This window comes from Anaerolactibacter massiliensis (genome assembly GCF_900290205.1).
Taxonomy (GTDB): domain Bacteria; phylum Bacillota_I; class Bacilli_A; order Erysipelotrichales; family Erysipelotrichaceae; genus Bulleidia; species Bulleidia intestinalis.
Genome location: NZ_OLMH01000001.1, coordinates 425,950 through 438,500 on the forward strand (window position 1 = coordinate 425,950; position 12,551 = coordinate 438,500).

Annotated in this window: 12 protein-coding genes; 6 read left to right on the plus strand and 6 right to left on the minus strand. The window is 48.7% G+C overall.

Annotated elements, in window-relative coordinates; all coding sequences use genetic code 11:
- The 5 genes from C7E00_RS02220 to ccsA all read left to right on the plus strand — a co-directional run bounded on the left by C7E00_RS02220 (nt 1) and on the right by ccsA (nt 4,896).
- Complete coding sequence (locus tag C7E00_RS02220; RefSeq protein ID WP_105302729.1) at nt 1-447, plus strand: GatB/YqeY domain-containing protein; 447 nt, start codon at nt 1-3, stop codon at nt 445-447.
- 221 nt (nt 448-668) lie between these two features.
- Entirely contained in the window at nt 669-1,049 is a 381-nt protein-coding gene (locus tag C7E00_RS02225; RefSeq protein ID WP_135358136.1) for a hypothetical protein, read from the plus strand.
- 440 nt (nt 1,050-1,489) lie between these two features.
- The gene (locus C7E00_RS02230; protein ID WP_105302731.1) at nt 1,490-2,779 is read left to right on the plus strand and encodes an ammonia-forming cytochrome c nitrite reductase subunit c552; all 1,290 of its coding nucleotides are present in this window, start codon (nt 1,490-1,492) and stop codon (nt 2,777-2,779) included.
- A gap of 69 nt (nt 2,780-2,848) precedes the next feature.
- Nucleotides 2,849-4,111 carry a cytochrome c biogenesis ResB family protein gene (locus tag C7E00_RS02235; protein WP_105302732.1) on the plus strand — a complete coding sequence of 421 codons (1,263 nt, stop codon included), beginning with the start codon at nt 2,849-2,851 and terminating at the stop codon, nt 4,109-4,111.
- On the plus strand, nt 4,111-4,896 hold the full coding sequence (gene ccsA, locus C7E00_RS02240; RefSeq protein WP_105302733.1) for a cytochrome c biogenesis protein CcsA: 786 nt from the start codon (nt 4,111-4,113) through the stop codon (nt 4,894-4,896). Before C7E00_RS02235 ends, ccsA begins: the two co-directional genes overlap by 1 nt.
- 103 nt (nt 4,897-4,999) lie before the next feature.
- Here the strand turns inward: ccsA and hydE are convergent, their stop codons facing one another.
- Nucleotides 5,000-6,058: a [FeFe] hydrogenase H-cluster radical SAM maturase HydE gene (hydE, locus tag C7E00_RS02245; protein WP_105302734.1), complete on the minus strand. Its 1,059-nt coding sequence runs from the start codon at nt 6,056-6,058 to the stop codon at nt 5,000-5,002.
- A 166-nt stretch (nt 6,059-6,224) separates the two neighbouring features.
- Between hydE and C7E00_RS02250 the strand changes: the two genes are divergently transcribed.
- Nucleotides 6,225-7,262, plus strand: a complete 1,038-nt coding sequence (locus tag C7E00_RS02250) for a 3-deoxy-7-phosphoheptulonate synthase (protein WP_105302735.1) — start codon at nt 6,225-6,227, stop codon at nt 7,260-7,262.
- A 114-nt stretch (nt 7,263-7,376) separates the two neighbouring features.
- Here the strand turns inward: C7E00_RS02250 and C7E00_RS02255 are convergent, their stop codons facing one another.
- From C7E00_RS02255 to C7E00_RS02275, 5 genes are all read right to left on the minus strand, one after another.
- Nucleotides 7,377-7,724, minus strand: a complete 348-nt coding sequence (locus C7E00_RS02255; protein WP_204378540.1) for a branched-chain amino acid transporter permease — start codon at nt 7,722-7,724, stop codon at nt 7,377-7,379.
- Nucleotides 7,721-8,488 (minus strand): AzlC family ABC transporter permease, encoded by a 768-nt coding sequence (locus C7E00_RS02260; protein ID WP_105302736.1) that lies wholly within the window; start codon nt 8,486-8,488, stop codon nt 7,721-7,723. Before C7E00_RS02260 ends, C7E00_RS02255 begins: the two co-directional genes overlap by 4 nt.
- A gap of 111 nt (nt 8,489-8,599) precedes the next feature.
- Complete coding sequence (gene pflB / locus C7E00_RS02265; protein WP_105302737.1) at nt 8,600-10,864, minus strand: formate C-acetyltransferase; 2,265 nt, start codon at nt 10,862-10,864, stop codon at nt 8,600-8,602.
- Nucleotides 10,861-11,640 carry a pyruvate formate-lyase-activating protein gene (gene pflA, locus C7E00_RS02270; RefSeq protein WP_105302738.1) on the minus strand — a complete coding sequence of 260 codons (780 nt, stop codon included), beginning with the start codon at nt 11,638-11,640 and terminating at the stop codon, nt 10,861-10,863. The genes pflB and pflA overlap by 4 nt, the downstream gene beginning before the upstream one ends.
- A gap of 99 nt (nt 11,641-11,739) precedes the next feature.
- A complete protein-coding gene (locus C7E00_RS02275) occupies nt 11,740-12,456 on the minus strand; it encodes a Crp/Fnr family transcriptional regulator (RefSeq protein ID WP_105302739.1) in 717 nt (238 codons plus the stop codon).
- Nucleotides 12,457-12,551 lie beyond the last annotated feature (95 nt).

Here is a 12,551-nt window from a genome sequence, read left to right on the forward strand (position 1 = left end):
ATGGGAGAGTTACTTACACAGCTTCGCAAAGAGAACATGATGGCAATGAAGAATCATGACACTCTGAAAAAAGGCGTTCTGAGTCTTCTGATCAGCAGTATTGCCCTGGCAGAAAAAGAGGGCGGCAAGACTCTGACAAAGGAAGAAGAGCTTGCCTATGTGCAGAAGGAACTGAAGCAGACCAGAGAGACTCTGGCAGAGACTCCTGCAGATCGTACGGATGTTCTGGAAGAGACCAACAAGAAGATTGCTCTTCTGGAAAGCTATCTGCCAAAGCAGATGAGTGAAGATGAGATCAAGGCAGCAATCGAATCGATTCTGCAGGAGAAGGGTCTTGATCCGATCAAGAAGAATCAGGGGCCGGTCATGAAGGAAATGATGGCAAAGTACAAAGGCCAGACTGACGGAAAGACCGTGAACAAGGTTCTCGGAACCATTCTGAAGTGAACAGAGGAAGGAGAGAAAGCTCCTTTCATTATGCCCGAAATGAACGCACAAAGATGCAGAATGAAGAAATCTTCTGATTCAGATGGACAGTCTCTATTAATATAAGGATTATTCTTGTTTTCGTATTAGTTAAATGCGTGTTATGCAATGACCTTGAAGGCCAGGGCTGTTTCATGAAGGATAACTAGGAAGCAGTTGATCATGTGAGCGAAGGCGGCACTGTGAGAATCAGTTCAGCTAATAAGCTCTCTGCAGTTGTCAGGAAGAAGACCAGCTTCAAGGTAAATGTGTCTTCCGAGAATGCTGACTATGATATTTCAGCAGGTGATGGATTCACGCTGAATATCGACAAGTCTGACGCTGCTAATCCTCTGTATGTATTTACAGAAGCTTCTAAGGCAACTTCCAAGCCGGACAAAGCTTCCGGAGAAGCGAAGACGGTTCAGACAAATATCGCAGGAAAGACTTCTTCGACACATGTCGTTCCTGCTAAACAGGTTCCGAATACAGCAGATTCATTCAGCCCGTTCGGCACAATGATGAAACTGATGGGTTCTCTGATTGTTGCTGTCGGAGCGGGAATGATACTGAAGAAGCATTGATTTTAAACACCGGTAATGATCTGATCTGAAGCTTACGCTCGGATCAGATCAGCCGGTTTTTCATTTGTTAGTAAAAGATCTGAATCTGAGAAAGTATATAAACGCATTAAACCTGATCTGAATTCTGTGCTGGTATTCAAACTTGCTGGCAAGTTTTTCCGGAGGTAATTGTTTCTGAATTGCTGGTTTACAGATGTGCAGCAATCTGCATTTTCTAAAAAGGCGGTATACGAGAAAACACGGAGAACAGCCGCTGAAGCATTCAGAATTGAAGGAATCTGATCCGGATTGTTTCACTGGGAAATAGATGCCGGCAAGAGAAGGACGGCTGGACCATCCTGCTGCTCCGCTGTGAAAAATGGTCATTTTCCAATTGACGCAGTACCGCGAATGTCAATAAAATAACAATAGGTAATTGTCTCAGACAAAAGGAGATTATTATGGACAGCAAATGGAAAGGTGAACTGCCAGCAGCCGGATTATTCGTCGTTGCCATATGTCTTGGTCTGATCGGGAGAAATAATAAACCAGAAACAGTCACGGCGGGCGTACAGCGGGAAGAACCTGCAAAAACAGAAGTTGTTCTTGGCGCCAAGATCGCCGAAACTGGTACGGGCATCACGGTAACGAAGGCAGATGACTGGTCTTCTGAATTTACCAACGAATATGAGACTTTCATGCAGAATAATGAGAATGATGAGGTGGTTGACTATCTTGAACAGTCGCCTTACCTCAAGACATTGTATGAAGGCTATGGCTTTGCGATCTCTTATGGCAGTGCCAGAGGTCATACTTACGATATTGATGATCTCTATGCCACAGGTAGACCGCATAAGCTTGCAAACTGCTTTACCTGCAAGACATCAGATTTCACTGCTAAGGTGCTGAACGAAGGCGACAGTGCTTATGCTATGGCTTTTGATGACTTCAAGAGTGAAGTACAGGATCCCTTCGGATGTTTCCACTGCCATGAGAATACACCGGGTGAGATGTATGTGACCCATGGTTATCTGGCAGATGCGCTCGGGGATGACCTGAATACGGTGCCGGCTGCGGATCTCTCCTGTGCTCAGTGTCATACGGAGTATTATTTCGATCCGGAAACCAAGGCGACAACGCTTGGCTATCATGGTCTGGATACGATGAATCCGGAAGACATTCTGGCTTATGAGAATTCAGTGAAAGATACAGAAGGCAATCAGTTTGCTGACTGGGTGGATGAATCCACAGGCACGCGCAAGCTGAAGGCTCAGCATCCAGAGTTTGAGACTTACTATGGAGAAGGAGGCATTCATAAATCCTTCGATCTGACTTGTGCGGATTGCCATATGGCCAAGGAAACGGCGGCAGATGGCACAACCTATACAAGTCATTACTGGATCTCACCGTTACAGAGCGATACGATCATGAACAGCACATGTGCTCAGTGCCATTCGGACCTTGATGCTCTGAAGGCAAAGGTCAAGGAAATTCAGGATGAAACAACGACACGGGAAACCGAGATCGGCGAGAAGCTGGTTCAGCTCGATGAGAAGCTGACAGATGCTGTTAACAATGGAACCATGTCGGATGAAGATCTTGATACTGTTCGTTCACTCTATCGTGATGCACAGTTCTACTGGGACTTTGTCTTTGTTGAAAACAGTGAAGGTGTCCATAACAGCGCTTTGACCAAAGAAACGCTGGATAAGGCAGAAGAACTGGTTGACCAGGCACTTGCCAAGTTCTGAATCTGAAACGCATCAGAAAATACCATCCGCACAGGTGGGTGGTATTTTTTCTAAAAAAAGAGAAAGACTATGAAGAAAGTTCTCAGTTTTTTCAGATCCATGAAGTTCGGTCTGATCCTTTTAGGTCTGATCGCATTGATCTCCATTGCCGGAAGCGTCATCCCCCAGGGTGAAGAAGCAATGTATTATGTGCGCAATTATTCCTGGTATGGGATTCTGCTGAAACTGCAGCTGAACCATGTGTTTACTAGCTGGTATTTTGTTGTGCTAGTCGTACTCCTCTGTATCAATCTTGCCATGTGTTCAGTGCTCAGGTGGCGCCGCATTGATCCGGAGAAAGAAATCAGTGCTGTGTCCTTGGGCAAAGCTGATGTGACTGCATCTCAGGAAGAACTGGCACTGATTGAAGATACCTTGGAAAAGCATCATTGCCATAAGACCGAAATAGCTGGTGTCAAGGTCTATGAGAAGAACCGGATCGGCCGGTATGGTACGTTCATTACGCATCTTGGTATTCTTCTGACGGTGATCTTCTTTGCCATGGCAATGTATACGCCGACGGTTATCGATCAGACCTGCATGCCGAAAGATTCAATTACCCTGGATGATGGTACACAGATTTATGTAGATTCATTCCATATCGAAGATCAAACTGGCGATCTGGATTATCGCAGCACAATCGAGGTTACTCTTCCCGATGGCACATCAAGCGGTCTCAGGGAGACTTCTGTCAACCATCCTGTGGCACTGGGGGATTATAAGGTATACCAGCAGACTTATGGAACGATCGGCTCGGTAACCGTCACAGACGATGATGGGAATGAAGATCACATCTATCTGGAAGACAACGTATTTCTTTCCAAGGATGGACATACGGGTATCTACTTCAATGCCCTGTATCCGGACTTTGAGCAGGATGGGGATGACTTCTCTCTGACTACGTCGGTTACCGGATCATATCCGAATCCGGTCTATACCTTCAATCTTGTGGAATACAACGACGAAGAAAGCAATGAGAATGATGATCTGAAGATGACCCCGATGCTTGCCTTCCCGGGGGATGATATCGAAGCCGGCGGTCTTCATTTCCATTTTGAAGATCCGACGGAATATCCGGGACTTCGCATCAAGAAGAGCAGCCGGATCATATCGCTGCTGCTCATTCTGTCGTTCCTGATCATGACGATCGGATTCGTGCTGACTTTCCTTTTCCAGCCGGTACTGGTTGGCATCTATGAGGATGGCTATGAGGATGGCTATCACATTTACGGAAATAAACCGGAAGATGTCAGGATGATGATACGCATGGCGTTAAAGAACAGGAGAAAATAATGGACTACTTATTTTTTGCCGGGCTGATCACTTATTTCATCGGTCTCGTCCTGCAGTTCATTGCAGGTGTCTGGAAGAAAGAAAAGCTTAAGAAGATCGCCTGGTATCTGTTTATGGCAGGAGCAGTGCTGGCGACGGTATACCTGGTCATCCGCGGGATCCGGGCAGGTCGGCTGCCGATGTCCAATCAGTTTGAATTTGCCGCAACGTTCTCGTGGGGCATTGCACTGATCCTCATTATCATGCATTACACCATCCATGCAGACTGGATCACGACGCCTGGTATCTTCATGACCTGGGCGATCCTGCTATATGCGGCCATGCAGCCGAGAGAGATTACGGAATTGATGCCGGCTTTGAGATCCATCTGGTTCGGCATTCATATCGGCTCTGCAGCATTTGCTTACGCATCATTTATGCTTGCAGGTGCATCCGGAATCCGTTATCTTCTCATTCATAAAAAGAGTCCTGATGACGAAAGACTGGAGGAAATTGATTACTTCGCCTATCGTCTGATCGCTATCGGACTATTGCTGCTGACTGTAACGATCCTGATCGGGGCAGTATGGGCCGAAGAAGCCTGGTCGGCATTCTGGACCTGGGATCCGAAAGAAGTCTGGGCACTGATCACGTGGATTCTCTATTCCATCTATCTGCATCTGCGCCTATCAAAAAAGAAGAAGGGCGTATTCATGGCTTGGTACGCCATCATTGCGATACCGGTTGTTCTGTTTACCTTCATCGGAGTAAATACCCTGATGCCAGGTCTGCATTCCTACAGCTGATGCCTTCGGCATAAACTTACGATTAACGGAAAAAGAAATGAGCGGCAGAAGCGTGATGTCATCATTATCGCACTCTGCCGCTCTTCGCGTTTCTTTGCTGTGATTACTTCTTCCAGAGCCTCGGCGCATCGCCGCGGCCGATTTCCACCTCATAGCCAAGGCCATGGATTCTGCCGGACATGCAGCCTGCGCACTTCAGCGCATCATCGCTGAGGCAGATCTTGTTGTCATAGAGAAGATATTTCTTCCGGTTTTCTACCGGAGAAAGGTTTGGCATCACGACATTGGCGCCGGCCATAACTCCTTTTTCACGGCCTCGCGGATCGACAGTGCCTAGAGCAGTCGTTGCCGGCAGCAGCACTTCCGGGAACATCAGTCTCAGAACACCGAGCATGAATAAGGTGAGTTCTGTGCTGCCTGCTGGTTCATCCCGGAATGGCGTGTCTTTATGAGGAATGAACGGACCGATTCCGATCATATCAGGCTGCAGTTCCTTCATGAAGAAGAGATCATTCAGGAGATCATCGGTTGTCTGACCAGGTGCACCGATCATCATGCCGGCACCAACCTGATAGCCGATTTCCTTCAGATCCAAGAGGCATCTCATACGATTCAGAAGGGTCTGTGCTTCCGGATGAAGCTTCCGGTACAGAGAGAACGAAGCAGTCTCATGCCTCAGCAGATACCGGTCAGCACCGGCATCGTAATATCTCTGATACGATTCTCTGCTCTTTTCCCCGATCGATAAGGTGATGGCGCTGTCCGGGAACTTCTCTTTCAGAGTCTGAATGAGATCGCAGAGAATGTCATCGGTATACCAGAGATCCTCGCCGCTCTGCAGCACAAAAGTACGGAATCCCACTTCATGCCCGAGCGAAGCACAGGCAATGATTTCTTCCGGGCTCATGCGGTAGCGTTCTGCATTTTCATTGGAACGGCGGATGCCGCAGTATCTGCAGTCACAGCGGCAGTAATTGCTGAATTCGATGATGCCGCGCAGATATACTTTATCTCCGAATACGGCTTGTGCTCTTGAGCGGGCAAGAGAAGAGAGAAGCTCGTAGCTTTCTTCTGTTCTGCCTTCAATCAGCTCCCGGAATTCTTCCCTGGTGAGCATGCCTTCTGCATTCAGTTTTTCAATTAATTCTTTCTGACGATCCATGGAAATCACTTGCTTTCTATGATGATTATCTGTCTGTGGTGATCCGCTGTTTATTATCCTATGATAGTCATCCGAAAACAAGAAATGTGAAATGAGAGATAAGTGCTTCTAGTCACAGGAATGGGAAGAACTGCTATAATGTTGCGCGTATCAGGAGAAATGCAAAATGGAAAAACACATGCAGTATATCCAGGAACTTCCGACCCCAGAAGAACTGAAGAAGCAGTTCCCGCTCAGTGATGAGATTCATCGGATCAAGGAAGAACGGGATCGGCAGGCTGAAGATATTTTCACTGGAAAAGACCACAGGCTGCTGCTGATCATCGGGCCATGTTCCGCAGACCGCGAAGATGCAGTGCTGGACTATATGACCAGACTTGCTGCAGTTCAGGAAAAAGTGAAAGACAAGATCTTCATGATTCCGCGTGTCTATACGAATAAGCCGCGGACCAAGGGCATCGGATATAAAGGCATGCTGCATCAGCCGGATCCGCATAAGAAAGAAGACATGCTGGCAGGTATCATCGCCATCCGTGAACTTCATACAAGAGTCGTGAAAGAAACGGGATTCACGACTGCAGAAGAAATGCTTTACCCCGAAAATCACCGGTATCTTTCAGATCTGCTCAGCTATGTTGCAGTAGGAGCTCGCTCTGTCGAAGACCAGCAGCATCGTATGACTGCCTCCGGCATCGGCATTCCGGCCGGGATGAAGAATCCGACGGGCGGCGATATTTCCGTCATGATGAATGCCATCACGGCAGCCCAGTCTCCGCAGAGTTTTGTCTACCGCGGATGGGCAGTACGCACCACGGGAAATCCGATGGCTCATGCAATCTTGCGCGGCTATGTGGATCGCTTCGGCAGAAATCTTCCGAACTATCATTATGAAGACATCATGAATCTGATCGAGGAGTATCATAAACGGGATCTGCAGAATCCGGCGCTGATCGTAGACTGCAACCACTCCAATTCCAACAAGAACTATATGGAGCAGATCCGGATTGCCAAGGATGTGCTCCATAGCTGCAAAGTTTCTGAAGACATTCATCACATCGTCAAAGGACTGATGATTGAAAGCTATCTCGTAGATGGCTGCCAGAAGCCGGAAGACAGCGAATACGGGAAATCCATCACTGACCCATGCCTCGGCTGGGAGAAGAGTGAGAAGCTTATCTACGACCTGGCAGAACTAGCTGACTGAGCATCAATCATTAATAGTACTGATGAGGCCGCAGGCTGTGCGGTCTTTTCGTTACAAAAATAGAACCGCAGACATTCTGACTGAAGTCAGTTGCCTGCGGTTTTAACAATGAAATCAGAATACTGCCTGAACCAGAATCATATAGATGGCAGTACCTGCTGCCATCGACAGCATCATATTGCGGCTCCTGCAGAAGATGCCGGAAGTGACTAAGAGACCGGCAAGTTCCGGGATTCCATGCGTTCCTCCGTCTGCGAAGGAAGTGAAGAGATCCGTATTCCGGAAACAGTACACAACCAGCAGACCGAATACGGCAGGACCGAGTACTTTGCCGAGATAAACAATGAAGGAAGGAATCTGCTTTCCTTCCGGAAAAGCAATATAGGAAATGAAGCGGGTGAAGATGGTTCCGGCAATGACGATCGCAACGGTGATCACTGCCTGGGCATTCGTCATGATCATGCCTGATCGCCTCCAGTCTTGTTCAGTTCATCTGTCACGGGTTCTACCTGTTTTCTGCTGCATGCAAGAATCACCTGGATCAAAATCATCGAAGGGATAATGAACTTCTCGGATCCGAAGATCAGCAGACAGACTAAGGAACCGATTACTCCGGTCAGTTCGCCGGCATGGGCAAGGAGAATCTGTTTCCATGGAATATTTTTTCCATATTTCTGAATCAGGAGATCACGATCACGGAGCCACTGGCTCAGGAAGATGCAGATGAACATTGCGGTCATCACGAAGTCGAGACCTTCGGTGCTGACCGTGATATAGCTGCCGAAGAAAGCACCCAGGGCAGATCCTGCAACCCAGTACATCTGATCCAGGAATGAGACCCAGAAGTAATATTTTGTCTTATCCATTCCTTCCGGAATCTTCGCATCGCAATTCAGGGCAAAGGTTTCATCGCTGGTCGTGTAGATCAGATAGAACTTCGCTTTTCCGGTGCCACAGTATTTTGACAGCATCGCAAGGCCGTAGAAGATATGTCTGGCGCCGACCATCAGTGCGGTCGCAAGCACGGAGAATGGATTGAATGGCGCTAAGAGAATGCTGACAAGCAGGAATTCCATTGATCCGGTATAGACGACAAGAGCAGTGAGCACCGGTATCCAGGCGGGCAGGCCGCTGGTTACGGCAAGGATTCCGTAAGTGATGCCGAGAAAGATATACCCTGCAAGCACAGGGATCGTTTTCGGAAATGCTTCTTTCAGTTCGCGCATAGGTTTCTTTTTCCATAACTGCAGAAGATCCGCATTGCGATCATTTTAGCCCTGCAATATGGGGATGTCTATGGAAAAGAAAAGGCGCAGCGAACTGCGCCAGTAAGGTACTCACAGATTCTGATGGGCGTTTCTTGCGATGACATCGAGCTGCTGCTCTCTCGTCAGATCGATGAACTTGACGGCATAGCCGGATACTCGGATCGTGAAGTTTGCATATTCCGGTTTCTCCGGATGTTCCATGGCATCCTTGAGTTTCTCAATGCCGAAGACATTGACATTGAGATGATGGGCTCCCTGATTGAAGTAGCCATCCAGGACATTCACGAGATTTGCCGTGCGCTGATCTTCATCATTGCCTAATGCAGAGGGGCTGATCGTCTGCGTATTGGAGATGCCATCAAGGGCATATTCATACGGAAGCTTCGCGACACTGTTGAGGGAAGCGAGCAGTCCGTTCTTCTCTGCTCCGTATGCAGGGTTTGCACCTGGAGAGAAAGGTTCATATGCCGCTCTTCCATCCGGCAGCGCACCGGTAGCCTTGCCATAGACGACATTGCTGGTGATCGTGAGAATGGAAGTCGTTGCTTCGCTGTTGCGGTAGGTGTGGTGTTTCCGGATCTTCGTGATGAAGGTCTTCAGCAGCCAGACTGCAATCTCATCGGCTCGTTCATCATCGTTGCCATAGCGCGGGAAGTCTCCTTCAACTTTGTAGTCCACGGCCAGACCTGATTCATCACGGATGACTCTGACTTTTGCATACTTGATGGCGGAAAGGGAATCGACGACATGAGAGAATCCGGCAATACCGGTAGCGAAGGTGCGGCGTACATCCGTATCAATCAGCGCCATCTCTGCTGCTTCATAATAGTACTTGTCATGCATGTACTGGATCAGGTTCAGAATGTTGACATAGAGCCCTGCCAGCCAGTCCATCATCAGATCATACTTATGCATCACTTCGTCATAATCGAGGTATTCAGAAGTAATCGGGGCATATTCCGGCCCGACCTGCATATGATTTCCATTCTTGTCCAGGAATTTCTCGTCCTTGCCGCCATTGATCGCATATAAGAGGCATTTGGCAAGATTTGCCCGGGCTCCGAAGAACTGCATCTCCTTGCCAGTTTCGGTGGCGCTGACGCAGCAGCAGATGCTGTAATCATCACCCCAGATCGGCCGCATGACATCATCATTCTCATACTGGATCGAAGACGTGCGGATCGAGATCTTTGCCGCATATTTCCGGAAAGAAGCCGGCAGACGGGAACTGTAGAGAACGGTCAGGTTCGGTTCCGGAGCAGGGCCCATGTTTTCCAGGGTATGCAGGAAACGGAAGTCATTCTTCGTGACCATGGACCGGCCATCCATGCCAAGTCCTGCAACTTCCAGGGTTGCCCATACCGGATCGCCGGAGAACAGCGCGTTGTAGCTTGGAATACGGGCAAACTTGACCATGCGGAACTTCAGAACAAGATGGTCGATGAGTTCCTGTGCTTCTTCTTCCGTGAGCGTTCCTTCGTCCAGATCTCTCTGAATATAGATATCAAGGAAGGTGGAAATTCTGCCGACCGACATGGCAGCGCCATTCTGCGTCTTGATAGCAGCCAGATATCCGAAGTACAGCCACTGCACTGCTTCCTTGGCATTTTCAGCTGGCTTGGAAATATCAAAGCCGTAGATCTCTGCCATCTTCTTCATGTCTTTCAGAGCTCTGATCTGATCGGCCAGTTCTTCTCTCTGACGGATGATGTCATCAGTCATCGTACCATCGCCGCAGTTGGCAAAATCGTTCTGCTTCTCGCGGATCAGAAAATCGATGCCATACAGGGCAATGCGGCGGTAGTCGCCGACAATTCTGCCTCGGCCATAGGTATCTGGAAGACCGGTGATGATGTGGCTGTGACGCGCTGCCTTCATCTCAGGGGTATAGGCATCGAAGACACCCTGGTTATGGGTCTTGTGGTATTCGGTGAAGATCTTGTGGAACTTCTCATTCACATGATAGCCATAAGTCTCAGCTGCTTCCTCTGCCATCTTGATGCCGCCGTATGGCATGAAGGCACGCTTGAGCGGTTTATCAGTCTGCAGTCCTACGACCTGTTCCAGGTCTTTCATGGACTCATCGATATAGCCTGGTCCGTAGGCAGTCAGACCGGAGACAACTTCCGTCTCGCAGTCGAGGACGCCGTTTTTTGCGCGTTCTTCTTTCTGCAGTTCCTGTACTCTAGCCCAGAGCTTGTCTGTGCGTTCAGTCGGTCCTTTTAGGAAGGATTCATCTCCGTCATATGGCTTGTAATTGTTCTGAATGAAGTCGCGGACATTGACGTCATTCTTCCAGTGTGTTCCCTGAAATGATCTCCATGCATTGCTCATAAGGTATGCCTTCTTTCTGTATAGTTCTGATCGGGATTCATGATGGTCTGCCGGCCATTCAGAATCCTCTCTGCGTTTTCAATGCGTTCTCTGGTTGGAGGATTTACTCCATTCAGCGAGTAAGGAATTCCGAGGGCTTCATATTTATGAATGCCCAGGGTGTGATAGGGCAGCACATCAATCCGCTCTACGTTGTGAAGAGAAGAAAGGAATGCCCTGGTCTGATACAGCCATGTATCATCATCCGTGATGCCTGGCACTAATACATGCCGGATCCAGACTGGTTTCTGAATCTCATCGAGATACTTCAGCATGTCCAGGATGTTCTCATTCGATCTTCCGGTTAACAGACGATGCTGGAGAGGATCGATGTGCTTGATATCCACCAGCAATAGATCGGTGTATTCAATGAGCTCCTCAAACTTGCTGAAGAATGGTTCCGTTCTGGTAAAAGGCTGACCGGCAGTATCGATGCACGTTGAAATGTTTCTCTGCTTTGCCTTGCGGAAGAGATCGATCAGAAAATCAATCTGCAGCAATGGCTCGCCGCCGCTCACGGTGATGCCGCCTTCTTTTCCCCAGTAAGGACGATATCGTTCTGCCTGATCGAGCAGTTCATCGGCAGTGCGCAGATCCTTGCTGTCGGGACTCCAGGTATCCGGATTATGACAGTACCGGCACCGGAGGCTGCAGCCCTTCAGAAAGATCAGAAACCTCACGCCTGGCCCATCTGCAGAACCGAAGCTTTCCACGGAATGTATTCTTCCCTGAATCATGTCATTCCTCCGAAAGAAACCCGCTGCGGTTTCTTCTCACAAGAGAGAGAATACGCGCAGCGGGTGCTGTGTTCCTTGATTGGAATCAAATTTGAAGCATTATTCTCCGGATGAACTCTGAAACAGAAGCTGAAGCGTAGGCCGGTCGATGACCTGGATCTTTCCCTGGCCGATTCGTCTGATCAGACCTTTCTTTTCCAATTTCGTAATATTTCTCGATACCGTTTCCGGCCGCAGGCTGATCGAAGCGGCGATATCGTCCAGGCGCATGCTGATATAGGGGCCGATGCAGCGCGTATCACGGTCTAGCAGGAAGCCTGCCAGCCGGACTTCCGGATCCCGGATGGAAAGGAGCAGAATCTTTTCCTTTGCTTCGGCAAGTTCTGTGCTCAGCATCTGAATGAGACTCATTGCCGTCTCCGGCTGCTGTTTCAGCAGTTCCAGGAATTCTTCCCGTCTGATCTCGCAGATCGAGACATCAGTCAGACATACAACGGAATAGTGATAGACCGGGTCTTTCAGAAACATGTCATGCCAGATTGCCTGACCATCATGAAGAATGTCCAGCACGTGTTCTTCGCCATTCGCTTCCAGACGGCATGTCTTCAGCCTGCCTTTGCGGATGATGAGGATGGAGTCGATCTGCTGCCCTTCCTGGAGCAGAATAGTGCCTTTAGGATGGGTGCTAGGAACGGAATGTGCAATCAGCTGTTCCTGGGCTTCGACGGGCAAAGAGCGGAACAGACGGATTTTTGACGTGCAGAGCGTATCATCTTTGCGGTAGGGGCAGGAACCAGCGGAACAATGATCTTTCATGATTCCATCCTAGCAGAGTTTCTGGCTATGAGGTAGATGGACAATCAGATTGACATTCATGAATGTGATGAGTATTATTCAGATAGATGAACATC

Coding starts and splice junctions, on each gene's coding strand:
- C7E00_RS02220 (WP_105302729.1), top strand. CDS start 1: ATGGGAGAGTTACTTACACAGCTTCGCAAAGAGAACATGATGGCAATG.
- C7E00_RS02230 (WP_105302731.1), top strand. CDS start 1,490: ATGGACAGCAAATGGAAAGGTGAACTGCCAGCAGCCGGATTATTCGTC.
- C7E00_RS02235 (WP_105302732.1), top strand. CDS start 2,849: ATGAAGAAAGTTCTCAGTTTTTTCAGATCCATGAAGTTCGGTCTGATC.
- ccsA (WP_105302733.1), top strand. CDS start 4,111: ATGGACTACTTATTTTTTGCCGGGCTGATCACTTATTTCATCGGTCTC.
- hydE (WP_105302734.1), bottom strand. CDS start 6,058: ATGGATCGTCAGAAAGAATTAATTGAAAAACTGAATGCAGAAGGCATG.
- C7E00_RS02250 (WP_105302735.1), top strand. CDS start 6,225: ATGGAAAAACACATGCAGTATATCCAGGAACTTCCGACCCCAGAAGAA.
- C7E00_RS02255 (WP_204378540.1), bottom strand. CDS start 7,724: ATGATCATGACGAATGCCCAGGCAGTGATCACCGTTGCGATCGTCATT.
- C7E00_RS02260 (WP_105302736.1), bottom strand. CDS start 8,488: ATGCGCGAACTGAAAGAAGCATTTCCGAAAACGATCCCTGTGCTTGCA.
- pflB (WP_105302737.1), bottom strand. CDS start 10,864: ATGAGCAATGCATGGAGATCATTTCAGGGAACACACTGGAAGAATGAC.
- pflA (WP_105302738.1), bottom strand. CDS start 11,640: ATGATTCAGGGAAGAATACATTCCGTGGAAAGCTTCGGTTCTGCAGAT.
- C7E00_RS02275 (WP_105302739.1), bottom strand. CDS start 12,456: ATGAAAGATCATTGTTCCGCTGGTTCCTGCCCCTACCGCAAAGATGAT.